This window comes from Corynebacterium anserum, from assembly GCF_014262665.1.
GTDB lineage: Bacteria > Actinomycetota > Actinomycetes > Mycobacteriales > Mycobacteriaceae > Corynebacterium > Corynebacterium anserum.
The window spans coordinates 495,288-520,678 of sequence record NZ_CP046883.1 but is presented as its reverse complement, the minus strand read 5'-3'; the positions used below and the strand labels follow the sequence as shown (position 1 = coordinate 520,678).

Below are 25,391 nucleotides of genomic sequence, written 5' to 3'. Positions count from 1 at the left end.
TGGGCTTGTCGGGAAGGACGGTGAATTCGTCTTCGACGCCGCCAGCGCTTCCCTAAATGTGCCGGCCGTCGTCGGTCATAAAGTTGGCGCGCGTGGGGGAGGTGGTGTCGAACCCATCAGAGGACGGTATGTAGCCGTAGCCGAAAACCTGGAACATGGGTTGGTCTCAATCTTTCTGTGAAATGTAGGTGTGATTAGAGAATCTATCGGTAATAGTTAGCCATATGGCCACTTTCGTATCTGGCTAGGTGGCGGCGGCCATGTCCGACGATGGCGGAAATTGTTTCTGACACCTGCGAAAGGGACCCGTTATGGCCATGAGCGCTCAGCCTGGCGAGATTTTGTTGCATCCGAGTTGGGAGAGGATTTTTACCTCCTCGGTTGAGGACATGTTGCGGTCTTCTTATGGCTGTAGTCAGCGTGTGTCTTTTTCGAAGATGCCGTTTTGTACTCTCGGCGTGTGGGCTGGCGATGAGCGGGTTGTGTTCAATCCGGAGTTGGTGGTTCATCCTGAGCAGGATGCGCCACTGGGGTGGACTTCCGAGTTATCCATGCGGTTAGCCCAACACGTGGTATTCGTGGCTATTGTCTCGACGTTGACCCCACTTCGGTTTTATGGCCGCTTGGCATCAGCCGACTCCGCAAGCCCTGTCGGTGAGGTCTTAGCGCAGGTCAACGCCGAGACGCGCTAGGTTCGGGCCATTCCGCAGGCGCGGCGTTTGTTGACGAGCTGGTTTAGGCATCCCGTGTACTCATTGCTGCCTAAGGCGGCTCGTTTGGATAGCCCTGATGAGCACTGGCTTGCTACTGCGACAGTAGCTGTGGGCTTGCGATGGCATGCAGGCATCCTCGAAGACCGCCTTGTTGGAGATATTCCACGACTGCTACAGAAGATATGGGAGACCTCCTACAACGACGTCGAGGCGTTCTGGTGTGGTGCGCCAGAGATTTCAGGTTATGACCAGCAATTGAGAGCCCTAATGGCTCGCTGGGATGTGCTGCGAGAAAGCTGCAGCGTGTCAGACGATGATCTTGCCTCGTTGAGAAAGGAAGTGTTGCTCACTAAGAACCGGTGCCAGTGGAACTCGAAGGACGATGTAATCGCTTTGCGCACTCTTTTCCCGGTGACGCCGCGGCTGCGGTGCTGCAACGACGATGCGGGAATGGGCGATCCTTGACCCCGAAGGGGACGTGACACGTCAGGGAAGAAACAACGATTACATGGGCCTTCCCATTGGGCGCAGAATTACCTACCGGGATGCCACTGGAGTCCACCATGTGGACGCTTTCTCACGCCGTGAATACCATCGGCGGAACCGTTTCTGCCTGGGGATTCGGCGGAGAGAGCATTGAGGTCATCCGGCCCGCGACTCCACCTCGGCAAGTACCGCTAGTAACTGACAACGGCAGCCAATCCAGCCACGGCCCTGTCGCACTTGCTCGCGCCGCCGCAGCTGCACGATTCCTTGAATCGACGGAGGCTCGCGTGATGCTTGTGCTGACCAACGGGCAGCTACCGGAAAGAGACCTGGAGGTTATGGATCAGCGGTTCAAGCGCCTGTACGCCGACAGAGTGCGCTGCATGCTCGTCAACCGTGGGGTCTACGGCTCAATAGTCACTCTAAAAACCCGACAGTAATCGAGTACTCCTCGCCATCTGGGTTGGGGAGAGCTCATGGCCGGCGAAAATATCGAAGCGCTCAAGCAGGGATAGAATTCATCCTCCTCTTTCCTTTCTAGAAGGCTATTCGCTGGTTAGAGGGCGCAATCCTAGCCCAGCCAGAGGGAAGCGAACGACGTTTAACTCTCGCCCTACACCATATTGATGTTGAACAACACCACCGAGAGGCTGGGTATGATTGACTTCCATATAGCCAATAACCCTGATGAACTTAAACTCTGACAATATTGTCGCGATAGACCTGGATAATTGGGCTTCTCGTAATGGCTCACGTGTTCCGGTTTTGGGTGACTGGTTGCGAAAACTAAATTTTAATACATCAAGAATTAGAAGTCTAAGTAAAACTAAACTATCCGGTATTAAAATTCCTAAGCGAGGAGGTTTCAGTCATAATGGGTGTGTAGTTATTGAGGATAACATAGCCACTAATGGCGCCTTAGCACGTCGGATCCGAGCTGATTTTCTGCGCTTTTACACTGATGATGATAAACACGCCATATACAATAGTCTCTTTACTTCAGATGCGTCGACATTCAAGCAGCTGAGTCTATACGGCCAAATGTATCAATAGTACTATTTTTTCATGAGGGATATACTCGACTATCGTAGATACCTGTTGGGCTACTTCTATCCCGAGTAGCTATTGGATTAGGGGGTGGGCCATACCCATGCCAACTGTAATCTCGAAAGAAGTTCGTCCACAATTGCCTTCTACCCATCGAGCGTTTCCTACCCAATAAACATTCTTTCCGAAAAAGGTGGCCTATTTAAAAGCTATTTTATTGCTTCTGTCGTGTTTTCAAGGAGGCCCGCCGCCGCTAGAATTGCCAAGCCAGTACAAACTGAATCGACTACCCGCGAATCCCGACCTTTGCCGGCAAGTCAATTAGGGAATGGTTTGTCCTTCACTATTTTTTCGAGCGCTGCTGCCTCCAGTGACTAAAATAATATCTGGAATAAAGAATTGCGAATATTCCATGTTGACTATCGCTGGAATTCCACTACTGCTACGGATCGTAACCGATGCTAGCGGCAACAAATTCGATAGAGACTTCAGGAAGCTGACTAAAAATGCCTGCACTAGAGCCGATCGAACCAGCCTACAGTTAGCAAAATCTTTTTAGTGGATTTTTCCATACGCTCGTCATATAGGATGAGTGGTGTAGGTAGTCAACGAGGTAATAGCTAACTTTTAAAGTAGGGTATGCCCAGGCGATCAGTTTATTGTCACCTCTATGGATCGATTATCGCGATCTCTCATTGATCTTTATAAAGCCATCAGCTGCCTGACGAGTCAGGGCATCTCGATGAAGTTTTCAAAGAAGCAAAGATTATTTGGATGACTCCACGCCGATTGCCAAGGTCATGCTTGAACTGCTTGGAGGTTTGCCGCGTTAAGCGTTCAATTTTAAATGAACCCCAAGCCGGAAGTACCTCAGTGGTATGAGCATATGGAAACTACGCGACGCAACTAATGCACTAGATAAAGTGCCGGAGTGGCCTCTCCGACTATGTAGCGAACCGATCGCGCAACCATGATCCGTGATTTCGAAGGCTTTAAGGCTCTCTGGCCCAAGCGTCTTAACGAGTGCACAGCTGCTGGAGAGACCCGTTTGGAAGAAAATACGGACAATCTTTCTGAGCTGATCTCCTTAGCTTGCTTGGTTGTGGCCTTGGCTTCATTGAATGTGTCGGAAATGTTATTCGTTCGATTTCTGCAACTTGGTTCCTACCGCTGAGCACAAAGATCCGACTTCAAGAAGAACATTTTTCTTTGCCTATGTGATAGCTTCTTTTGGCGAACTGGTCGAGCATAAAAATTGCTCCTCCAGAACCTGGAGGAACAATTTAAAGTAAAAGATTTGAGGCCTTAAACTCACTTATATTGCAGTGTTCACTGGTTAGACTTCTTTTTACTAAAAAGACCCAGACTGTTCCAACAACTAGTGCAGCGACAGTGAAACCTATGCCGATAGTTTGGGACTTATCTACGGCTACTTCAACATAGTTTTGCTGAGACATCATTGGCGCTACGATGAGGAAATAAGCCCAAATGCCAGCAATCACGGCGGCGAAAGAGCGGATGATATTCCTTGTATTGGTGAAACTAGACATTGATCTGCTCACTTCTTATCTTTAACAGACAGAATCGAAGTTGATTCGGCCTTCATCACCTGGCTGTAGTTCTACGTTTCGCCCCTGAACTCCAGGCTGTTTTACAGGGGATGTTGTTCGAGTAGGTCCATCGAACCCTTGCAACACGGTGATTTCGTCGTTCGGGACACTTTCCAAAGTGGGGAGGTCTTGGGCTACTGCTGGCGATGTAGATGCAAAAGCAATGCTCAGACCTGAAAGAGCTACGCTTGCTACCTGTCCAAAAAGTTCTCTTGTCGATCATCGTTTTCCCCAATCACGGAGTGAACGATTGTCATCATCCATGATTAGGAAGTTTCAACTCTAAAATCCAGTTTCTGGCGGTGTTGTTGCAGGATTGTTATTAAAAATGATTTTAAATAAAGGAAGTGAAAATTGTTCACCCTCTACACACCGTGGCCGAGCGGATGACTGATGCTGCGATTATCGACGCTTATGGGCATGCCTACAAGACTGGACATAGAGCTGGTGCAGATGGTCGATCCCTCCGATGCGGGATCGTCAGACGATAGCGAGGCGTGGGCGTGGATATGCCACCCAAGCAAATACTGATTGCCTACGGTTCTAATGGACTAGTGCGCAATAAAATACGCGCCGCACCGTTGTAGGAGCAGCGCTTTCCTCGTGTTTTGAAGGTACTACTGACTCGCTAGAGCAAAAGGTTGCCGGAATGAAGAAGCACGTGCCGTTAGTGAGCGATGCCTAGCTTCGGTTGGTGGCGTCGTCCGTGAATGAAGAAGTACCACACTCCAGCAAGCAGAACCACTGCAGCGAGGACCTCATACATCACCCCAAAGCCCACGGCGCTAACGAGATACCCCAGCGCAATCGGCCCAAACGCCACTCCCACATCCAGCAAGAGAAACAGAGTGGAAATACCCGTACCCATCTCAGACATAGGCACCAGACGTACCGAAATAGCCTGCGCCGCCGGCATCAAAGAACCGTAACCCAAGCCGGTCAGCGCACCCGCAAGCATCACCTGCCAATCCGTCTGCGCTACACCCAGCAAAACCAAGGCAAGAGCGAAGCTCACAAGCCCCATATAGACAACAATGTTGTCACCCTTTTCATCCTGCAAACGCCCAAGATAGAAACGGCCAAGCATCATCACCACGGCGTAGGCAACGAAAAACAACCCCGCACCCGATGCCACATCCCGATCCTCACCATATGAATTCAAGTACGTGATGATTCCCGCGTAGCAGCAGCCAACGATCAACATGAATACGCCAATCGGCACCACATTCGGATGCATCATGGAGCGCAGTGTGAGCTTCGGTTGAGCACGCTGCTCATCATGCTGCTCTCTTTCAGTCTCCGGGTAGTCTTCTCCGGCGCCGTTACTCTCTGAAGGCTTTTCTTCTGCTTTCTCCGACGCCACCTCCGCACTTTGGCCGCGCATTACCAGCAGCGACAACACACCTCCAATGATGGAGGCACCCAACGCACTAGCGAACAGCACCGAATATGAAAAAGAACCAACGATCCACAACCCCAAAGCTGGGCCAACAGCAGTTGCCAAAGTGGAGCCCAGAGCGAAATAACCCGTACCTTCTGCGCGGCGCCCACTAGGAATCAAGGCTTGAGCTAAGGCCATAGTGGCCGTACTGACCACCGCATAGCCTATGCCGTGAACCCCTCGGACAACAATAAATACGCCGAGGGAATGTATTGGAATGTACGCCGCACAAGAGACGACTGCAACGATCACTCCACACAGCATCATCAGACGGTTACCCAACCGATCCACCAAATATCCCGCAAACATGCGCGCAATAGTCGCACCGATAACAAAAGCACTAGAGGCTAGTCCGCTGGTCGCATTAGACGCCGCAAATTCCTTCACCGCATAAAGCGCCATCGTAGTGATCAGCAAGTAGAGAATAAGGTACTGGCTGAAGTTGATAACCCATGCCATCACGAACGTGAAGGTGAAGATCGGTTCTTTCGCTTCCCTCACTGAACCACGTGCGGCACCCTGCTCTAGCTCACTCACAGACTGATTTGCTGGATCAGGCGAATTATGTGACGAGGTTATGCTACCGGCCATCCCTGTACTCGCCTCTTTTCAGATCGAATCAACGGGCTCCGGCAATTGCAAGGAGTCCTTCACACGTTCTCTTTATCGAGAAAAATGCTACTCCAGATTCTGCGTTGGTCAATTTTATGCCTTCAAGCCCACCATTACGCTGAGAATAATGCACTGTTCTTTCTTGGAGGGGTTGTACCATGTGTGCGGCTCTGTCCCAGGAAGAACCATCGAGTCGCCAGCGTTTAGCGTAACTTCTCCTTCAGGATGCACGATGACGATAGACCCCTGGGTGACGTGTACAGACTTTTCATCGCAAGGAAAAGTATGCAACTCCGGATCGCCTTTAGAACCGGGCTCGAGAATGGAGCGAGTGACCTGATGGGACTCGTTGCCCGGTGGAGTCATCATACGAACGTCGGCCCCCTCTTCGGACACGCTCACTTTCGGAGCTTTATCCCATTCAACAGTAGCCGCCCCCGTTGGCTCCAGTAAATGACCAGCACTGATGCCCAGCACCTGACACATCGTCAGCAATGAACTCACAGAGGGACTCGTTAGATCACGCTCCACGCGGGAGATAAACCCTTTAGATAGCTCAGTGACCTGAGACATCTGCTCTAGAGTCATGTGTTGCTGCTCGCGAACAGCCCGAAGTCGAGCGCCCAATGCTGGACGTTCACCAGACGGCTGAATTGGAAGACTCTTCATCTTTCACTTTCTTCCCAGAGATAAAACTGCATATTAGTGCAATTTTGCGACTACAAGTATGCCCATCACACATTGGTGATACCTCACTTTTACGGCTTCTATCATTTCACAGATCCTGCGGAACGTTTGCTAGCAGTTACATCTTCTACAAGAATCTTGCTGTTACCTCGTCTTCAAATAGAAACCTCTGAGCCCTCCCCGCACCTTCCTTTAGCTCAAACGCCTCCTCGGTCTGCAAGTAACAATCTCCATAATCCTCAGACCATGCATTCACACACCAGTTTTCTGCATGACCATGAAGTTTCAAGCTATCCCCATGTGACGTACTCTTTCTGTCATGTCCCAGTACATCCATGGTCACGATGCAGCGCAAAAAACTCACGCAGCTCGCACCGCTGAGGATTCTGCCGCTTTCCTCCTGCCTCATCTCGACAAACACACAATTCTCGCCGACATTGGGTGCGGTCCAGGTTCTATTACCCTCGATCTGGCACGCCACATTGAATCGCTGGGAGGTCTGGCTGAGCAAGTAACTGGCGTCGATACTGCATCCGAGGCTGTGTCATGTGCCAATACTGCCGCAGCTCGTGCCCATTTACCTGTCACATTTGTCCAAGCAAGCGGCACCTCACTCCCCTTTGATGACAATTCGATCGACGTGGCCTTTCTAGCCCAGGTTCTCCACCACGTTCCGGATCCCACCGCTGTGCTCAAAGAATGTGCTCGAGTAGTGAAACCGGGTGGCATCATCGCCTCACGCGAGGTCGATTACGGAGCAATGCTTTGGTATCCGCCACATCCCGGGTTGACCCGCTGGCGCGCGATTTTCAGTAGTGTTGCCGCTCTCAACGGCACGCAGCCCAACGCAGGTCGCCACCTTCCCCTATGGTTCCGCCGAGCTTCCTTAACGGATACCACCGTTACATCCTCCAACTGGGTCTACAGCAACAAAGCTGATTGTGTTCAATTGGCAACATCGTGGGCATCCCGCACACAGGAAGAGGCCTATGTTTTACAAGCCGCACACGCTCTTGGAGATGTGCAAGAAGGTACGCCAGGAAAACCTGTAGCCGGTGACATCACACACGCCGCTATTAAGCAGATCGCCGAAGGCTGGCATGAATGGGCTAACGCTCCCGGCGCGCTATTCATGATGCCCCATATCGAGGTCATTGCCCGTATTCCTAGCGATCTCGACAACTAGTACGTGGCCATTAGGTTGGTTCGACGCCCAGCTAGTCTAACGCTCAGTTATCCTAACGTCCGCGGAACTTTGGTGGCCTTTGCTGAAGTCTCGCGATGCGAGCTTCTTGTGCATCGTGGCTGCGCCACACGTCCTCAAACATCTCCGTCAGCGCCTGATCATTGGTCGGATCTGCATGATTGAGCACCCGCTTCGAATGTTCGATGCTCAAAGGCGCAAGAGCCGCAATGTTCTGCGCGAACTCTAGCGGTTCATCCACTGCTTCTGTAACGACCGCTTTTTTCAAAGCAAACCCTTGCGTTAAAGCCTGCTCCACACCGATCTTCGCCCCACCGATCAGTAAGTTTCGCGCGATCGCGCCACCCAACAGTTCCTTGGCTCGCGTGATAGTCCAGGAATCCAGTGCAAAAGCATGCTGCGCGACAGGGATCCAGCACACCGCATCCTCACCAAATAACCGCAAGTCGCATGCCATTATGAGTTGACAACCAGCCCCCACAGCGGGACCTTGCACATCAGCTATCACTGGCAGGGGACTTGTAACAATGGATTCCAACATGTCCATCAACGATCCCCAAAAGTCATCCCCATAGACACCTCCGGACAAATCAGCCCCAGCGCAAAAGGCTGGACCTTCGGCACGCAACAGAATGGCTCTCGCCTGGCGGTCTTCGGCAGACTCCCCAGCGGATGCGTCGCGAACAGCTGCCGCGATCTCCCGTGCAAAATCTGCATCCAGCGCATTACGTTTAGCGGGTTTGTTCAACGTGATGACTGTAACGTCACCATGACGGGAGATACGAACATTCATACTTCACAAATCTAGTGCTTCTCAGAACCGATGAGGAGGTAAACAGCACATTGTTCCCCACTGGTCACGGAGTAATTACGCTTTCGGCGTACCCACGTGAAAAGACAGTGGATCCGGCCCTATACGACCATCAGCCGCATCCATCGCCTCAATGGCCGTCACTTCATCTGGGGTCAAGCTGAAATCCCATACTTGGAAATTCTCCCGCACACGTTCCGGCTTGGAACTACGAGGAATGACTACGTCACCTCGCTGGATATGCCAGCGGATAATAGCTTGAGCCGCACTAACCCCGTGATTATTCGCAATCTTCTGTATGCGCGGGTCGGAGAGGTTAGTTCCTCTTCCGAGCGGAGACCACGCTTCAGTTGCTATCCCCTTAGCAGCATTGTCCTCACGCTGTTCGGGTTGACTAAACGCGGGATGAATCTCGATTTGGTTAATCGACGGAGTGTGACCAGTCTTCTCGATGATCTCCTCTAGGACGTCGCGGTAGAAATTACACACTCCGATTGAACGGGCCTTACCTGATTGCTGCGCAGCTATCATCTCTTCCCACGCTGCCACATACTTGCCATGCTGAGGGCACGGCCAGTGGAGGAGATACAAATCGACGTAATCCATGCCCAGGCGCTGTAGCGACTGATCCAACGCTTGCTCCACGTTTTCTTGATCGTCATTCCAGAGCTTGGTCGTCACAAAAATATCTTCACGGGTGATCTCACCGTCAGCAATGGCGTCAGCTATCGCGCGCCCCACAGCATCTTCATTGCCATAAACCTTGGCTGTATCCACATGTCGATAACCAGTCTTTATCGCCTCTCGAACAGAGTTGTAGCAGGCCTCACCATCAAGTTCCCAGACTCCCAAGCCAATTTGAGGGATTTTATTGCCGTCATTGAGATCAATATGCATAGGTTCCATAGTCCTCTGTTTCCAATAACTTCGCTAGCCCACTCTTTTGGTCTTGGCACCAATGGCAAGCATTCCTCCGCTTTGTCGGCATCTTTCGTGCACCCTCACCTGCACTCCATGAACCCTCACCTATCCCCTCACACTTGTGTCCGCGAGGACTCTTCTAAACAAAATACTTACAAACTTGACGTATTGTTGCGTTTATACAACACCATGATGCATGGCAGCAAAGAAAAAGCCATCGCACCCCATCTTCAATCGGATACGGGTTCTTCGAGCAGAACGAGATATGTCACGCGTTGAACTTGCGGACCTCGTGGGAGTTAACCCCCAAACCATCGGCGCTTTGCAGCAAGGAGACCACAGCCCGAGTCTGGATCTAGCATTCAGAATCTGCGATATTTTCAGTCTTCCAGTTGAAGCTGTGTTCAGCCGTGAAAAATTCACACCAATGAGCCAGGAGATGTACAAACGATGAACTTCACCACAACCTTGATGGAATGGTCCGAAAAACACAGCGACATCAGAATCGAGCGCTGGCAAAAACGTCAAAGACGCACCAGGGGACTACTTCTGTCTTGGCGTAAGCCTCGTCGCCAAAAGCTATTAATCGCTCTCTATTTCGGTACGCTTCTACTCGGAATAACGATCGCTATCGGCCATATTTTCTGGCCCCCGCTCCTCGCGGGCTGGTTTCTCGTCACCATTTCCCTCATTGTGATCTGGAGCATACTCCGCATCACTATCGACTCCAAGGATGATGCACCGATCGCGGTTCTCGACGAATATGAAGAATCCGTCATCAACAATTGGCGCAGCATGGCCTTCAACTTAATGAGCTGGTGTGGGGTGATAGGCTTCAGCATCCTCATTATCTTCAGTGTTACAGCACTGCACGCCGATGAGATCTGGGGGTTCGATCCAATGTTGCTGATCTATAGCGGGGCACTGGTTGGATTATTGGTTTACTTGGCGATAGTCGCACTCCCTGCCGTGGGTTACGCGATGACCTTCAGTTTGGAAACCGAACTCGATAATGAAGGAGTAACGTCAAATTAGTTATAAAAACAACCCGGAAAATCTAACTCTCACGCAAGAAGTGCCGAGCACAGTACTCAAACAGCAAAGCACAGCCAAGCAACCGACATCAGAAGCATAATAACCAATGGAAGCCCTCCACATCGACCACCTCAACAAAAGCTACGGTGACCACCACGTACTCACCGACATGACGCTCAGCGTCCACCCCGGGGAGATCTACGGCTTCGTAGGATCTAACGGCGCGGGAAAATCCACCACGATGCGCATCGCTCTCGGTGTGCTCAGCGCCGATTCTGGCGAAGTGCGCATCGGGAATCAGAAAATGAACGATGACCTCCGCCGGCGCATCGGATACATGCCAGAAGAACGCGGTCTCTACGCGAAGGAACGGCTGGGAGATCAACTGGCTTTCTTCGGACGTCTGCACGGCATGGACAAAGACGCCTCTCAGAAAAGCGCCGAAAGTTTGCTCGAACGCCTTGGCCTAGCTGAACGACGCAACAATAAACTCGACGAATTATCCCTAGGAAACCAACAGAGAGTGCAGCTAGCGGCTTCGTTGATACACAATCCTGATCTGCTCATTCTGGATGAGCCATTCTCTGGCTTAGACCCCGTGGCGGTGAACGTGATGAGTGAACTGCTACAAGAACGCTCTGCAGCCGGCGTACCTATCCTCTTCAGTTCACACCAACTCGACCTCGTACAGCGGCTGTGCGACCGCGTAGGCATCATTACCCGAGGCCACATGAAAGCCGAAGGTGAAGTGCAAGAACTACGCAATCGTGGGCCGATTCGCTACAACATAGCTACTCCATCACGTGGATGGTACCCGACATGGGCTCGCATAATATCCGAAACCGACAGTGTGATCCTTGAGGTTGATTCTGAAGACCGTGACCAAGAACTACTTCACGCTGCTCTCGCCGCCGGCCCTGTCCACTCCTTCACCCGCCGAATCCCCGACCTCACCGAACTATTTCAGGAGGTAGTCCAGTCATGAGCGACACCCAATACTCAATGAATAAATATTCGTCGAGAAACACCATTTTCAACGTCGCCCAGCGAGAAATCGCGGTACTGCTACGCTCTAAACCTCTCATCATCTCCATAGCTGTTGCTCTGGTCCTCACAGTCGGCGGTGCGTTCGCGGCGAGTTACTTCATGAACAAGGATCAGGAAAACCAGCCGGTTCTGGTTGTCTCTGGTATGCCCGCACACCCTTTTGAACAGACGAACCAAGCATTCACCGAGGCTAACAATGAAGGTGCTATGAACGGCGCCGGGCCGATCGCTGGCGTAGGATTCGGTGACACTAACGCCATCAAAGTTGAGTCCGCGGATTCCCCAGATGCAGCTAAGCAAAAGGTCTCAGATGAGAAAGCGGACGCGGCCCTGGTGGCGTCCGGGGAAGGAAAAGACGCTACTTACCAGCTCATCGCGGATGGCAAGCCCAATGCCGAGATCGTTGCAGTTGTCAGTGCAACATTGAACGCCCACGCTCAAAACGAGGCCTTGCATGCCGTGGGAGTCGATCCAGTCCAATTTGCACAAGCCTTGCCTGCACATAGCTTCAATATCGTGGACATCAGCGATGAAAACGCCAAGGAGACCAATATCGGTGCTGTCGTCACAGTGCTCTTCGCAGTGAGTCTCATGGCCTTCTTCATCATCCTCTTTGCGTCGAACATCGGTTCTCGAGTCACTGAAGAAAAGAGCTCCCGCGTTGTGGAACTAATGCTGGCCTCCGTCCGGCCGATGGATTTCCTCGCTGGCAAACTCATCGGAGTGTCCGTGTTGGGGCTCGTCGCAACGTCATTAATCATCGGTGCTGGAGCCGCCACCGTAGCTGCCACTGGCCTGCTGGATGATTTCACGCTCGACCTAACCATAATCCCGCTGATGCTTCTGAGTTTCGTCGTGGGATTGCTGTTCTTCGGTTCTCTATACGCGGCGGCCGGTTCGATGGTGTCACGAACTGAAGACCTGCAATCAACCCAAGGCCCAATCATGCTGTTGATCATGGCGATGATTTACGCACCAATATTTGGGTGGAACGAGCTAGATTCCAATTTCATGCAGGTTATATCGTGGATTCCGCCCCTTAGCCTGAGTGTTGCTCCACTCGAATTCGCTGGAGGTCACATGAGTCTAATGGAAGTTATCGCTTCATTCTGTGTCGCCACCGTAGTCACGGTCGGTGTGCTAGCTATGGTGGCGAAGATTTACCGCAATGCTATCTTGCACAATGGTTCAAAGATGAGCTGGAGAAAAGCTCTGAAAACTAGCTAGGCAGCACCACAGCAATTCCACTGCCAGAGGTGGAGCACTGGTTTCACAATGAACCAGTGCTCTGTTATCTGACATCTTTTACTGAGCATCCAACAGATCGATGACGAAAACTAGGGTACGGCCAGACAACGGGTGTCCCATACCTGATGGCCCATAAGCCTGCTCAGGCGGGATGATCAGCTGACGGCGTCCCCCAACCTTCATACCCGGGATGCCATCTTGCCATCCCTGAATAAGACCATTGAGTGGGAATTTAATGGACTGCCCTCGATCCCAGGAAGAGTCGAATTCCTCACCGGTCTCATAATCCACACCAACGTAATGTACGTCAACCACGCCACCCGGAACGGCCTCTGCCCCCTCACCCACTGTGATGTCCTCAATCACCAACTCGGATGGCGCTGGGCCTTCTTGTGGCTCAATCTGTGGCTTACTCATCAAATACTCCTCTGACGGTTGTACGTCGTTAACACTCACGAGGCAGTCGCCCCAAGAGCTAAAAACCGTGTTAGTCACTCTCACCGCTAACACTTGCCAATAGGCCGGCTCCGCTCATTCAAACGTTCAGCACAATGCGTAACCCAATGCACGCACTACTCATGGCGTGGTTTCATCCTCTATCGAGGGTAGCAAAACTCCAGCAACCGCTCATTCTTGGACAACAGCCGCTACGTTTCCGCCGAACCAGCCACGCTGTCTCGCGCCACTACTGACCCCCAGAAATGCGAAACGCTCCGCTCAAAAGAGAACCTCCGTACCTGACGGGAGTCTCTACTGACGCGGAGCGTTAGAGAAAAGCCTCGTGCTGAAGCCTCCGTGGGCTTACACAGTCTTACATGGAGCGCTCGGTGTGGCCGGTGTAGATCTGACGAGGACGGTTGATCTTCGCGGTCGGATCGTTGACCTGCTCCAGGTAGTGAGCAATCCAGCCTGGCAGACGACCCATAGCGAACAGGACGGTGAAGAAGTCCGTTGGGAAGCCCATAGCGCGGTAGATCAAACCGGTGTAGAAGTCAACGTTCGGGTAGAGCTTACGGGAGATAAAGTAGTCATCGGCAAGCGCGATCTCTTCGAGCTTCATAGCTAGGTCCAGCAGCTCATCGCCACCCAGATGATCCAGAATCTCGTGAGCGGACTCCTTGATGATGGATGCACGTGGGTCGTAGTTCTTGTAGACGCGGTGACCAAAGCCCATGAGCTTAACGCCTGGCTCCTTGTTCTTCACGCGGTTCATGAAGTCGGTTGCGTCGCCACCATTTGCCTGAATGTCCTCGAGCATTTCCAGAACGGCCTGGTTTGCGCCGCCATGCAGCGGGCCAGACAGTGCATTGATGCCCGCGGCGATGGATACAAACATGTTCGCCTGTGCAGAACCAACCATGCGGACGGTGGAGGTGGAGCAGTTCTGCTCGTGGTCAGCGTGGAGAATTAGCAGCTTGTCCAGAGCTTTTGTGACGATTGGATCGTCCTGGAACTCTTCAGTTGGGTAGCCGAACATGTTGCGCAGGAAGTTCTGGCGAGCGTTGAGGTTATTGTCCGGGTACATGTACGGCTTGCCCTTGGATGCGCGATATGCGTAGGCAGCCAGCATTGGCACCTTGGCCATCAGGCGGTAAGTGTTGAGCTTCTGGTGCTCTGGGTTTAGTGGATCCAAGCTGTCCTGGTAATAGGTGGACAGGATGTTAAGGGAGGAAGCCAGGACGGACATTGGGTGTGCGTCACGTGGGAATACGCGGAACTGGCTCTTGAAATCCTCATCCAGCAGGGTGTGCTTGCGAATGTTGGTGTTGAACTCCTCCAGCTGCTCAGCGTTGGGCAGCTCGCCGTTGATCAGCAGGTAGGAAACTTCATTGAAGGTGGCCTTGTTGGCCAGCTCGGCGATGTCGTAACCGCGGTAGCGCAGGATGCCAGCGCCGCCATCGATGTAGGTGATCTCAGACTTGGTGGAGCCGGTGTTCATGTAGCCCGGATCGACAGTTGTCAGGCCGGTCTCTGCCAGCATCTTGCCCAGTGCGATACCGTCGTTACCTTCGGTCGCATGGACGATGTCCATTTCATATTCGCCACCTGGGTAGTGGAGGACGGCCTTGTCTGGATTATCGGTAGCCATTGACATCCCTTTCTGAATGCTAGCGTGCTTTGTTTCAGCGCGTTCCAGTGTAGCGCTTACTCCCTAGTCCTGCCGGGGCGTCCTGGGTTTACTCCCCCGTGCTGAGCCTGCGACTGGCGGGGCGGTGGCTTGTCTTCTTTTGTCCGACGCCACTTCTCCTCACCGCGGCTCTCAAGGAGCCCTGGCTCTCCACGAAAAGGTTATGTGCCCAGTCAGCTAATGCACATGTCTATTGCGTTTGCCGCAGGACTGGCGGTTAGCTTGTGGCGTTTTTGTCATAAGCCTTGCCACAGCTAAACCGTGGGACATCCCACACTCTAGCGAACTTGTGAGCTAAGAAACACCCCGCTAGGACTCAAAAACATTTCTACTTACCCCCGTATGACATGCATTCTTTATGTTTTTGGAAGTATTTTACGGCTCCCCCTGGCTAATGAGACCCCAGCGACTATTCTATATGTGTCTAGTACTCATCACACATCCCTAGGCGTCTAGTACTCAACCCCTTAGTGCTGGGACTAGCGCCATGGATAGAACAACGGATAGCACTACGACGAGAACTACGCGGACTGACATTCAGCCCGACCCTAATCAATACCAATAGTGCAGTTCGCCCCTGTAACGCCCCACGGAAAGATCCGAGACATTGAGCAACGAATTCCCGACCATCCCTTCCGAACTGATTCCTTCTGACGGCCGTTTCGGCTGTGGGCCGTCCAAGGTACGCCCAGCCCAGCTACAGGCAATCCAGAACAACGCTGGAATAATGGGCACCTCCCACCGCCAAGCGGGCGTGAAGGATGTCGTAGGATCTGTTCGCGCTGGCCTGGCTGAGTTATTCCAATTGCCCGAGGGCTATGAGATCATCCTCTCCTTGGGTGGCGCCACTGCTTTCTGGGATGCCGCATCCTTCGGACTCATCCGCAAGAAGTCCGCGCACCTGACCTATGGAGAGTTCTCTAGCAAGTTCGCCACCGTATCTAAAAAAGCACCGTGGCTTGATGAACCACACATCGTATCCGCCGAACCAGGCACAGTCCCTTCCCCTTCCGAACTTGATGGAACGGATGCTGATGTTGTCGCCTGGGCACACAACGAAACATCCACAGGAGCCATGGTTCCAGTCACGCGCCCCAATACGGACGCGCTGGTACTCATTGACGCCACCTCTGGATCAGGAGGCCTTCCGGTGGACATGAAGGAAGCTGATGCTTACTACTTCTCCCCTCAAAAGTGCTACGCCTCAGACGGCGGCTTGTGGTTAGCGGCTTTCTCTCCGGCGGCACTAGAGCGCGTCGAGGAGATCTCTGCAACTGACCGCTACATTCCAGCCTTCCTGGATTTGAAGACTGCTGTAGACAACTCCCTGAAAAACCAGACTTATAACACTCCAGCGGTTGCAACCTTGCTGATGCTGGATGATCAGGTCAAGTGGATGAACGCCAACGGCGGCCTGGAAGGCATGGTGAAGCGCACCACTGAATCTTCCACGCATCTGTACGAGTGGGCCGAGGCTCGCCCGGAAACCACTCCTTTTGTGCAGGACGCAGCAGCTCGCTCTCTGGTTGTTGGAACCATCGATTTCGCCGATGACGTTGACGCAGCTACGATCGCTAAGATCCTACGCGCCAATGGCATCCTTGATACCGAGCCGTACCGCAAGTTGGGTCGCAACCAGCTGCGCATCGGCATGTTCCCTGCTATCGACCCTGCCGATATCAAGAAACTCACAAGCGCCATCGACTTCATCCTTGATGGAGGATATGCCAAGGCTTAACGCGGCTGCGTGAAACCTGGGCTATAGCTCGGGCTACCCCACGACCCCAGATGACTTCTACGAGCCTGGGGTCTTTTTAAGGTGTAGACGAATCAGCGACTAGCTACTTTTGAATCACAAAGCGATCACAAATCAGTTTCTCAGGCCATAAACCTGAAGGCATGAGTGATTTCTCCCACGGTGTAGCAACACCATTTACTAAGGTGGGCTGTAATCCATATTTCTAGCCCTGCAGGAGGTCTTCCGTTGCAAGAGCTCAAGCTCGTCGTTGCCGAAAGCGATACCTCGTCGTTGGTTCTGCGCGGGGTCGGTTCGCACACCGACTATTTCCTCCCTGTTACCACGGAACTGTGTGCTCTACTGGAACACGCCACCCCTGTCCCCGACACCGACCCTTCCCCCGACACCGACACCGCCGCCTCAGCAACAGAAAATTCCCTCGATTCTGGTTCTTCCTCTCAGCAGGAACTTCCGTCAGATAACCTCACGGGAGTTTCTGCGGAGTCAGATTCTTCCGTAGCATCGCCGTCATCAGAAAACAACGCTACGCCTGCCATCCACGGCACGTCCGCCGAGGGGAATAGCCCCAGCATTACTGATAACGGGACTACTGATGGCACTACCTCTGATGGCACTACTGCCGCGGAGACTTTCGGCGCCGCACGCGCCGATCTCACAGTCGCGTCTAGCGTCAACACCGAGGCACAATCACAGTCTTCAACCGCCGTCCCCTCCGCGGTATCCACCGGGACAGAAGCAAATGGCGTCGAGAAAAAGAGACGACACCGCATCAAGATCAACATGACTCCGCGCACGATTCAGGATCGTGTGCGCCATGGCGCATCCGTCGCGGAGCTAGCAAAAGAAGCCGATACAGACGAATCACGCATCGAGCCATATGCCTGGCCGATACTGCAAGAACGCGCCCGCATAGCCGAACTAGCTCACGCCGCACACCCCGTCTCCGGCGAAGGCCCAAACAAGAACACCCTGTGGGAAGTCCTAGCAACCGCACTAGCAGCCCGTGGCGCTACACTCTCTGATGCGCAGTGGGATGCACACCAAGATGACTCTCGCCGTTGGATCATCACCGTCACCTGGCACAAAGAGGCAGCAGGCCAAACCTCCACCCATTCGGCAGAGTTCCTCTTTGAAAAGTGCACACCCTCCCCTGATCTGGTTCATCCGCACAACTCCGTAGCCAGCGACCTCATCGATCCTCGTTACGGCCGGCCAATCAGACGCATGGCCGCTGTCACCCCGCTCCTAGGCGGACCAATAACCTCCGCCTACGACGAGGATGACTACTCCGAATACGACCACTACGACGACCACGGCAACCCCATCGCTCACCATCCCACAGCCCGTAATACACACGCGCGAAAAGACTCCCACGATGGCACCGATGCTCTACCCCGCAAGACTAGCCAACAGCGGGATCGCAAGGAGGCTCCACACCTGCTGAGGAATCGCGACAATTCCAGCTCCCCATCCGGCGATGCGGAGTCCACGGATAACGGCAATTTCCTCCTGCACCCCGGCGCGGAAGACAGCAAACCCAAGCGCAAGCGCAAAGCCGTAACCCCACACTGGGAAGATGTGCTACTTGGAGTGCGCACCAACCCTCGCAAAAAGAAGTAAAAGAAGCGCAGTAAAAAGACATAAAACAAGAAAGACTGGTATCCGGACAAAATGGAGCAGAGCCGCCCAACTAGAATCCTGGTGACTCTGTGGTTTGTCACCACCCCTGAGCCTCGGACAGTAATGGAGGCCGAGCCGCCAACCAACCGTGGTTTTGCCCGAAAATATCTGGCGCAGCTGAACCCGCGTTGGCCGCTGACCCACATCGGCGATTTCGACATGTCTCGTTCGGCCGAACCTGGTGTGCACGAATTTTATATAGGCAGCTATCCGGGGTTGTCCGTTGTTCAATGGGTTCTAGAAAATACGTGGAAACTCTCCGAGCTGCCGGAACGCTACCGCACTCTGGTCAGCGCCCCGGAGGTATACGCCACCGCCGTAGCAGCTGGGGAAAGCACTGTGCTCCAAGAGGCCTCTGGTTCTGGTTATGGAGCATTTGCCCATTGGTCTAACGGGCAACTGAAAAGAGCGTTCTCCGCTACGCGGGAGACAGTCTTCGAAGACCAAGGCTTGCCGGGGGCTTTTGAAATGCCCTTCTGGGAAGGCAATATGCCCGCGACGGGAATACAGCTGCCTTTTATCCCCGAGCAACTAGCAGAAGCCGCCACTGAGAACTGGCTAGGATTCTCCCCACGGAATTCCGGTCTGGAGGTAGTAGTCTCTGCATTCGCGACCGACGGCCGACCGGAGGCGAAAACCGAGGTGAAAGCGGAAAGCGTGCCTCGCCTTGCCCAGGCTAAGAAACGTAGACCCGATGATGTCTCGGTGTTTGAGGATGAGCAGGGCTACGATGATTATTCGTCCGGTGTATCTTTTGCCACATCCTCCGGAGAAGAGCTCAGCAACCGCGAATTGGCCAAAGACGTCATCAGTATCATCGGTGGGGGCTTTGCTACAGGCTTTAGGGTGCTTGGAAGCATGGCTGGCAAGATCGGCAACGAAGTTCGCCGCCGCGCCCGCCATACTGACCGGAAGTAGATGTAGATAACGTTGAGAGATTACTACCACGCTCGATAGGCTTGGTCGAAAAACTCTCGCTCATGAATAGAGGCATATATGAAGGCCTTCCGCGCCGCACGGCGTTGTTCCTCGGTTGCCTTTTCTAGTGCCTGTTCCATCCATTGGATGGCGCTCTGGGTTGCCTGAGCGAATTCCTCATCCGCATATGTCGCCAACCACAGGCTATACGGATGCCCAGGGTGATTCTTGGCATGCAGTACCGCACCGATCTCTGCATAGAGCCAATAGCACGGCAGCACGGCAGCCACCCCGACCACATAGTCTTGGCTCAGCACGCTGGCGATCAGGTGATCGGTGTATGCCTTCGTCACTGGGGAGGGATGAGCACTGAGTGTGACCGAGTTATTCGCCAACCATGTTCGGTGCATCTCCGCTTCTTCCACTAGCGCTCCGGCGGCTCCCTTAGCCCAGAACACTTGTTCTTCAGGGTTGGACGCACGAGTGGACAAACCTGCTAGGGCTCGCGAGTATTCACGCAGGTATAGAGAGTCTTGGTTGAGATAGAACGCGAAATCAGCGGTGTGCAGCGTGCCCTCCCCCAAAGCGCGGATAAAGGAGAGATCAAGGATTTCTGGCCATATATCGGAACTTACCGACTCCCACAGCTCCTCAGTGTGCGTACCTGCGGGAGAAATGGTTGGTTTGTTTAATTGGACGTTACCGCCACCCGTATCCGAGTGCTCCGCAGCGTGCATCTGATCAAACCACGGCACTGCAGACCCGGCGCGAGAGAGCTTGCGCATACGGTGGAAGTGGTCGATGGGACCGTTACCCCGCCCCACCTGCAACTCGTCAGCAAACTCGATGGATTCGCGTAGCCATCTCGTTGCCCACTCGACCGCGTGCGCCGGGCTGTCTCCTCCACTCAGCCGCGTGGCTAATGCTGAGGACAGTGAACAACCGGTCCCATGTGTATTGTTCGTCTCCACGCGCGGGACGGGAATCACGCTCACGCTTCCATCCGGTAAGATAAGCGCGTTGTCAGCACGGTCTTCGGTGAGGTGCCCTCCCTTTGCAAGTACGGCCACATCGACGTCACGCGCCAGGGTCCGTGCTTGTTCAATAGTCTCGTCCATGCTCGTGGCAGGCTCGGTATTGAGCAGCACCGCCAGCTCAAGAAGATTCGGAGTCACCACAGTGGCATGGTTAGCCACGAAGCGCCGAACCGCTTCCTCAGCTTCTTCCGTCAATAGACGATCTCCACTGGTAGCCACCATCACCGGATCGACTACCACGACAGGGACTGGGTGCTTATCTAGCCAATCACTTACGGTGGCGACAGTGGTAGCGTCGCCCAACATGCCAACCTTGACTGCATCCACGGTAACGTCATCGAAGACGGCGGCCAGCTGCTCGGTGAGGAAACTCTGAGGGGGAATATGGATGCTCCGCACCCCTTGGGTGTTTTGGGCGACTAACGCAGTGGTGACGCTCATTCCATACCCACCGGCAGCGCCGATTGATTTCAAGTCCGCCTGGATACCAGCTCCACCCGATGGATCAGTGCCAGCGATGGATAGTACTCGAGGACAGGACGCAGAAGTGCTCGCGGAGATGTTCATATTCAGTGACTCCCTTGTGATGTGTCTGTGTGGTTGAGTGTGCTGTGGTCGATTGCGACGTGGTTGAGTGTGAGGGGGTCGAGTGTGGTGGCGTTGAATGCGGCGCTGAGTTTATCTGCTGCAGCTTTGGGATCATCAGCGGCCATGATGTCGCTGACCACGCACACCCCATGGATCCCCGTCCCCAGCAATGCTGGAACACAAGCAGCGTTAATGCCGCCAATCGCTACCGATGGCATACCCTTTTCTGCTGCATACCGGGCCACCTCCCCAAGATGCTCCACACCGCAAGCATCTGCTGCGTCTTCTTTAGTGGTCGTGGGGAAGACCGGACCAATGCCGATGAGATCAGGAAGCGCAACCCCCGCCTCGGCGCATTGCTCGGCCACGGCATCTATCTGATCTTTTGTCGACGCACTCAACCCGATCATGAGGTGATCCGGTAAAACCCGACGCGCGTAGACATAAGGCACATCGGTCTGGCCAATGTGCAAGTGAATGCCTAGTTTTTGAGCTACCTCGAGGCGATCATCAATGAATAGGGGGATGCGGCCGCCGATACGCTGCAAAAGTTCTTCGGCACGTTCGGTGATCTGAGATTCTGTGGCGTCTTTATCCCGCAGTTGGACTGTGCGCACCCCTCCTTCGATCGCGGCAGCCACAATATCGGGCACGTTCTCTGGGCCTCCGCCAAGGTATGGATCGGTCACCAAATACACGCCAAAATCCGGAGTCGCGTTGTGCGAGGTCTGTTGTGTGGACATCACGCGCCCCTATATCTCTTCGGTGGTCTCTTCGATGCTGACGAGATCCACCATCTCTTCAGGGGTGAGTTGGAACAGACCGTCCAACCAGGCAGCGGCGAAAGTCCCAGGCCCGTCCGGCACGGCTTTTCCGCTTTGAGTCCTGCCGTACATAGCGAGTTGTGCTGCGGCTCCTGTGTGTGCATGCGCAGCGACTACAAGGTCATGGTGCGATAACTCACGGCCATCGTCTTCTGGTAGAGAGCCACCACGGGTGACGCCTAAATAGGCAGCGGTCAGTGCGCCTAGAGAACAGCCGGTGCCGATGACTTTTTGCAACATCGCGTGTCCGCTGTGTACCCATGTCACGCGCCCTTCAGAAACGATGAGATCCTTTGGACCGGACACAGCCACAACTCCACCAGTGGTACGCGCCAAAGCCCTTGCGGCTTCCGCTGCAGCTTCGACGCCGTCAGTGGAATCTACTCCTCGACCGCCGTGCCCCATACCAGCTAAGGCGATGATTTCGGAGGCATTACCTCTAATGGCGGTCGGGTTCTCTGTAACAATCTGGTGCAGAAATTCGGTACGGCGTTGTAGCGCTCCTGCACCAACGGGGTCAAGCACCCACGGGGTATCAGCTTCCCGTGCACCTCGCACCGCCTCCCGCATGCCTTCGTACTGATGCGCACTGGGGGTACCGGAATTCAGTAGAACGCCGGAGGCGAGCTGGGCAAACTGAAAGGATTCTTCTGGCGTATCAACCATTGCTGGCTGTGCCCCAGCCGCGAGCAGAACGTTCGCGGTGACTTCCATGACCACAGAGTTGGTCAAACATTGGACGAGTGGAGCTTGGCGGCGCATTTGTTCTATTGCGCACGAAAGTACATGCATGGACAGTTCCTTCGCTAGTTCGAACTAGAGCAGGTTCAATGGGTGTGATCTCAGCGTCCAGCTCGTCATGCCGGACGCACCCCACGTCACTTCCGGCCATGCTAGCAAACCATCAGAACAATGTGAGTCACTTAGCACCCCTGGGTTCAGCTCAACACTCCGCTAGTGAGTGCCAGCCTCCGCATAAATATGTGCGCTTGAGAGGCTCCTGGCTGCATAAAAACCGATAGCTGCAGCTGTCGCTACGTTGAGAGAATCCGTGCCCGTTTCCATCGGAATCTTGGCTCGCACGTCTGCCGCCCGCATCGCGTGCTCAGTGAGGCCTGGCCCTTCTGCCCCGACCATAATCGCGATTTTCTTTTTATTGACGACGCCATCCAGCGCCTCCGCCAGCGTTTTGTCTGCATAGGGCGTCATTGCCACAATGGTGTAGCCACGGTTGCGCAGCCACGCCAGATCCTGCTGCCACGTCGTGATAGTTCCAGGGAATCGGGCGAAGGGTACACGCAGCACGTGACCCATACTCACCCGCACAGAACGGCGGAACAGAGGGTCTGCGCTACCCGCTCCAAATAAGACGGCCTCCACGCCCAAGCCAGCTGCGTTACGGAAAATACTTCCGATATTCTCGTGATCCCCCACGCCTTCCACGACACATATCACGCGTGGCTTTGCTTCGGGGTACTCATCTTCGCCGCCCTCGCTTTCACTGTCCACGGCATCCAGAACTGCTTCCACACCGCGTTCTTCTATCCGATCAGCAGCTGCCAGCAATCCGCGGTGCATATCAAAACCCACTACTTCCTTGAGGGTTTCGCGGCTCACCTCATACATGGTCACCCCACGCAATGCCGTTGCTAATTCAGGGTCATAGGACTGCGACTGGGGCTGGGTGGCGTCGAGAAGAGCCGCCAGCTTTTTGCGGAAACCCACCACGCAACGCACCGGGTAACGCGAACACAGCAGTCGAGGTACGGCTAGCGGCCCTTCCGCTATCACCAACCCTTTGCCTTCTGGCAAGTCTGGACGGTGATCGGAAGAATTGAGATCCCGAACATCGTCAAGACGGGGATCGGTCGGGTCCTCGATCCGGACAGTACTAAACCCCTCGGAAGCGTATGACATGCGCCACACGCTACCCGAAGGGGCTTGTACAAGGAAACAGCGGTGAAGAAGTGATGAAGAGCTAGAGCGGGAAACCAATACAGAGAGATCAGGGAGGAAGTGGACGAGGAATAAACGTTCCTAGTCCAGCGCGCCCATCACAGGATCGATGGCAAAGTACACAACAAACAACGCCGCAACAATGTAGAGCAACGGGTGAATCTTCTTGGCGTTTCCGGCGAAAATTCCCATCACCACATAAGCGATGAAGCCCACGCCAATGCCATTGGCGATGGAGTATGTAAACGGCATGATTACGATGGTCAAAAACGCGGGCAGAGCAATGTGGAATTTGTGGAAATCAATCTCAGTGATCTGCTGCATCATCAACGCACCAACGACGACCAATACCGGCGCTGCCGCCTCAATCGGCACAATCTCATACAGCGGGGTAAGGAACATCGCGGCCAAGAACAGCACGCCGGTGACAACATTGGCTAAGCCGGTACGCGCACCATCAGCTATGCCTGCAGCGGAATCCACATAGACAGTATTCGAAGAAGCAGAAGAAGCGCCGCCAACAATAGCGCCCGCGCCCTCCACGACCAGAGCCTTCTTCAGATTCGGCAGATTACCGTCTTCATCAGTTAGCTTTGCCTGCTTACCTAACGCAGTCATCGTGCCCATAGCATCGAAGAAGTTGGCCAACACGAGGGTGAACACCAGCAATGACGCCGCCAAAACCCCGACCCGGGAAAAAGCCCCGAATAGGTCTATCGCCCCTAGTAAGGACAGATCAGGCACTCCGCCCAGAGAGTTCGGCATTTGCGGGACGGCGAGGTTCCACCCTGCTGGGTTCGGAGTACCATCGGGCCCTACTGAAGAGCCCGAACCTGTAATGGCCTCGACGATAACAGCGATGATGGTATTCACAACAATGCCAATGAAAAGACCGCCTCGCACCCCGCGGACAACCAGCACACCACAGACCACCAGTCCGATGCAGAACACCGCGGTTGGCCACGACGCGATGGAACCGTTGATACCGAGCCCCACTGGCACGGTGGTATTCGCGGCGTCGGGTAGTCGACGCACAAACCCGGCATCAACCAGGCCAATCATGGTGATGAACAGGCCAATGCCCACACCAATCGCGGCTTTCATCGAAGAAGGGATGGAGTTAAACACCGCTTCCCGAAAACCAGAAATGGCCAGAAGCACAATGATGATGCCGTTGAGCACCACCAAACCCATCGCTTCTTCCCAAGTCAGCCCCTCAACCGCAACGAAGGTCACGGCGACCAACGTGTTGATACCCAAACCTGCAGCGATACCAAATGGGTACTTGGCAATCACACCAAACAGGATGGTCATTACACCAGCAGCAAACGCTGTAGCCGCCGCCACACGGGACGTACCAAGAGCCTGACCAGTAGTGTCCTCACCTGTGCCAAGTATCAGCGGGTTTAAAATCACGATATAGGCCATCGCGAAGAACGTGACTACACCAGCGCGAAGCTCCGTAGAGATGGAAGAACCACGCTCAGAGATATGGAAGTAGCGGTCAAGAAAGCCGCCGCTGGGCTGTTGTTTTTGATTGCCAACAGGCGCTTTTGTGGAAGCTGCAGTTGCAGAATCTGCCATGGACTCAAGTCTTTTCTCTCAGCAATGAGCATCCACCTTACGTCTGGAATGCTCA

At 53.9% G+C, this 25,391-nt stretch carries 22 protein-coding genes, 1 pseudogene and 1 riboswitch; of the genes and pseudogenes, 12 read left to right on the top strand and 11 right to left on the bottom strand.

Translation table 11 applies throughout. The annotated features are described in order from the left end of the window. The first annotated feature begins 317 nt into the window (after positions 1-317). The 4 genes from GP473_RS02090 to GP473_RS09625 all read left to right on the top strand — a co-directional run bounded on the left by GP473_RS02090 (position 318) and on the right by GP473_RS09625 (position 3,024). Positions 318-692 carry a hypothetical protein gene (locus GP473_RS02090; protein ID WP_185769190.1) on the top strand — a complete coding sequence of 125 codons (375 nt, stop codon included), beginning with the start codon at positions 318-320 and terminating at the stop codon, positions 690-692. 54 nt (positions 693-746) lie between these two features. After that, complete coding sequence (locus tag GP473_RS02085; protein WP_222104960.1) at positions 747-1,178, top strand: hypothetical protein; 432 nt, start codon at positions 747-749, stop codon at positions 1,176-1,178. 98 nt (positions 1,179-1,276) lie between these two features. Further along, on the top strand, positions 1,277-1,639 hold the full coding sequence (locus tag GP473_RS02080) for a hypothetical protein (protein ID WP_185769188.1): 363 nt from the start codon (positions 1,277-1,279) through the stop codon (positions 1,637-1,639). A 1,265-nt stretch (positions 1,640-2,904) separates the two neighbouring features. Then, a complete protein-coding gene (locus tag GP473_RS09625) occupies positions 2,905-3,024 on the top strand; it encodes a recombinase family protein (RefSeq protein ID WP_390625294.1) in 120 nt (39 codons plus the stop codon). A gap of 505 nt (positions 3,025-3,529) precedes the next feature. On the opposite strand, the gene GP473_RS09350 is transcribed toward GP473_RS09625, so the two are convergent. The 3 genes from GP473_RS09350 to GP473_RS02065 all read right to left on the bottom strand — a co-directional run bounded on the left by GP473_RS09350 (position 3,530) and on the right by GP473_RS02065 (position 6,578). Continuing rightward, complete coding sequence (locus GP473_RS09350; protein ID WP_222104959.1) at positions 3,530-3,796, bottom strand: hypothetical protein; 267 nt, start codon at positions 3,794-3,796, stop codon at positions 3,530-3,532. A 727-nt stretch (positions 3,797-4,523) separates the two neighbouring features. Next, positions 4,524-5,834 carry an MFS transporter gene (locus GP473_RS02070; RefSeq protein ID WP_246394858.1) on the bottom strand — a complete coding sequence of 437 codons (1,311 nt, stop codon included), beginning with the start codon at positions 5,832-5,834 and terminating at the stop codon, positions 4,524-4,526. A gap of 168 nt (positions 5,835-6,002) precedes the next feature. Beyond that, the gene (locus GP473_RS02065) at positions 6,003-6,578 is read right to left on the bottom strand and encodes a helix-turn-helix domain-containing protein (RefSeq protein ID WP_185769185.1); all 576 of its coding nucleotides are present in this window, start codon (positions 6,576-6,578) and stop codon (positions 6,003-6,005) included. Positions 6,579-6,915: 337 nt separating this feature from the next. On the opposite strand from GP473_RS02065, the gene GP473_RS02060 reads away from it, so the two are divergent. Then, positions 6,916-7,782: a class I SAM-dependent methyltransferase gene (locus tag GP473_RS02060; RefSeq protein ID WP_185769184.1), complete on the top strand. Its 867-nt coding sequence runs from the start codon at positions 6,916-6,918 to the stop codon at positions 7,780-7,782. A 52-nt stretch (positions 7,783-7,834) separates the two neighbouring features. Here the strand turns inward: GP473_RS02060 and GP473_RS02055 are convergent, their stop codons facing one another. Together GP473_RS02055 and GP473_RS02050 are read right to left on the bottom strand one after the other, a co-directional pair. Continuing rightward, positions 7,835-8,593 carry an enoyl-CoA hydratase gene (locus tag GP473_RS02055; protein ID WP_185769183.1) on the bottom strand — a complete coding sequence of 253 codons (759 nt, stop codon included), beginning with the start codon at positions 8,591-8,593 and terminating at the stop codon, positions 7,835-7,837. 75 nt (positions 8,594-8,668) lie between these two features. Beyond that, positions 8,669-9,517: an aldo/keto reductase gene (locus tag GP473_RS02050; protein ID WP_185769182.1), complete on the bottom strand. Its 849-nt coding sequence runs from the start codon at positions 9,515-9,517 to the stop codon at positions 8,669-8,671. Positions 9,518-9,728: 211 nt separating this feature from the next. Here GP473_RS02050 and GP473_RS02045 point away from each other — a divergent pair, with 211 nt between their 5' ends. The 4 genes from GP473_RS02045 to GP473_RS02030 all read left to right on the top strand — a co-directional run bounded on the left by GP473_RS02045 (position 9,729) and on the right by GP473_RS02030 (position 12,841). Next, positions 9,729-9,986, top strand: a complete 258-nt coding sequence (locus GP473_RS02045; protein WP_185769181.1) for a helix-turn-helix transcriptional regulator — start codon at positions 9,729-9,731, stop codon at positions 9,984-9,986. Continuing rightward, entirely contained in the window at positions 9,983-10,567 is a 585-nt protein-coding gene (locus GP473_RS02040; RefSeq protein ID WP_185769180.1) for a YbaN family protein, read from the top strand. Before GP473_RS02045 ends, GP473_RS02040 begins: the two co-directional genes overlap by 4 nt. 106 nt (positions 10,568-10,673) lie before the next feature. Then, on the top strand, positions 10,674-11,552 hold the full coding sequence (locus GP473_RS02035; protein WP_185769179.1) for an ABC transporter ATP-binding protein: 879 nt from the start codon (positions 10,674-10,676) through the stop codon (positions 11,550-11,552). Continuing rightward, positions 11,549-12,841, top strand: coding sequence for an ABC transporter permease (locus tag GP473_RS02030; RefSeq protein ID WP_246394856.1), 1,293 nt, complete (start codon positions 11,549-11,551; stop codon positions 12,839-12,841). The genes GP473_RS02035 and GP473_RS02030 overlap by 4 nt, the downstream gene beginning before the upstream one ends. Positions 12,842-12,919: 78 nt before the next feature. Here the strand turns inward: GP473_RS02030 and GP473_RS02025 are convergent, their stop codons facing one another. Both GP473_RS02025 and GP473_RS02020 read right to left on the bottom strand, forming a co-directional pair. After that, complete coding sequence (locus GP473_RS02025; protein ID WP_185769178.1) at positions 12,920-13,279, bottom strand: FKBP-type peptidyl-prolyl cis-trans isomerase; 360 nt, start codon at positions 13,277-13,279, stop codon at positions 12,920-12,922. 394 nt (positions 13,280-13,673) lie between these two features. After that, positions 13,674-14,951 carry a citrate synthase gene (locus GP473_RS02020; RefSeq protein ID WP_185769177.1) on the bottom strand — a complete coding sequence of 426 codons (1,278 nt, stop codon included), beginning with the start codon at positions 14,949-14,951 and terminating at the stop codon, positions 13,674-13,676. A gap of 646 nt (positions 14,952-15,597) precedes the next feature. On the opposite strand from GP473_RS02020, the gene serC reads away from it, so the two are divergent. From serC to GP473_RS02005, 3 genes are all read left to right on the top strand, one after another. Further along, positions 15,598-16,728: a phosphoserine transaminase gene (gene serC / locus GP473_RS02015; protein ID WP_185769176.1), complete on the top strand. Its 1,131-nt coding sequence runs from the start codon at positions 15,598-15,600 to the stop codon at positions 16,726-16,728. Positions 16,729-16,974: 246 nt separating this feature from the next. Beyond that, positions 16,975-18,369 (top strand): septation protein SepH, encoded by a 1,395-nt coding sequence (gene sepH / locus GP473_RS02010; protein ID WP_185769400.1) that lies wholly within the window; start codon positions 16,975-16,977, stop codon positions 18,367-18,369. Positions 18,370-18,420: 51 nt separating this feature from the next. Next, positions 18,421-19,347 (top strand): DUF6928 family protein, encoded by a 927-nt coding sequence (locus tag GP473_RS02005; RefSeq protein ID WP_185769175.1) that lies wholly within the window; start codon positions 18,421-18,423, stop codon positions 19,345-19,347. A gap of 23 nt (positions 19,348-19,370) precedes the next feature. Here the strand turns inward: GP473_RS02005 and GP473_RS02000 are convergent. The 4 genes and pseudogenes from GP473_RS02000 to GP473_RS01980 all read right to left on the bottom strand — a co-directional run bounded on the left by GP473_RS02000 (position 19,371) and on the right by GP473_RS01980 (position 25,336). Continuing rightward, positions 19,371-21,715, bottom strand: a pseudogene (locus tag GP473_RS02000) (bifunctional hydroxymethylpyrimidine kinase/phosphomethylpyrimidine kinase). A 9-nt stretch (positions 21,716-21,724) separates the two neighbouring features. Further along, positions 21,725-22,588, bottom strand: coding sequence for a hydroxyethylthiazole kinase (gene thiM / locus GP473_RS01990; protein WP_185769172.1), 864 nt, complete (start codon positions 22,586-22,588; stop codon positions 21,725-21,727). Beyond that, positions 22,577-22,682, bottom strand: a riboswitch (TPP riboswitch). Its footprint overlaps the gene before it by 12 nt. A gap of 68 nt (positions 22,683-22,750) precedes the next feature. Further along, positions 22,751-23,713, bottom strand: coding sequence for a TrmH family RNA methyltransferase (locus tag GP473_RS01985; protein WP_186277048.1), 963 nt, complete (start codon positions 23,711-23,713; stop codon positions 22,751-22,753). 120 nt (positions 23,714-23,833) lie between these two features. After that, positions 23,834-25,336, bottom strand: coding sequence for an NCS2 family permease (locus GP473_RS01980; protein ID WP_185769170.1), 1,503 nt, complete (start codon positions 25,334-25,336; stop codon positions 23,834-23,836). Between the last annotated feature and the right edge of the window lie 55 nt (positions 25,337-25,391).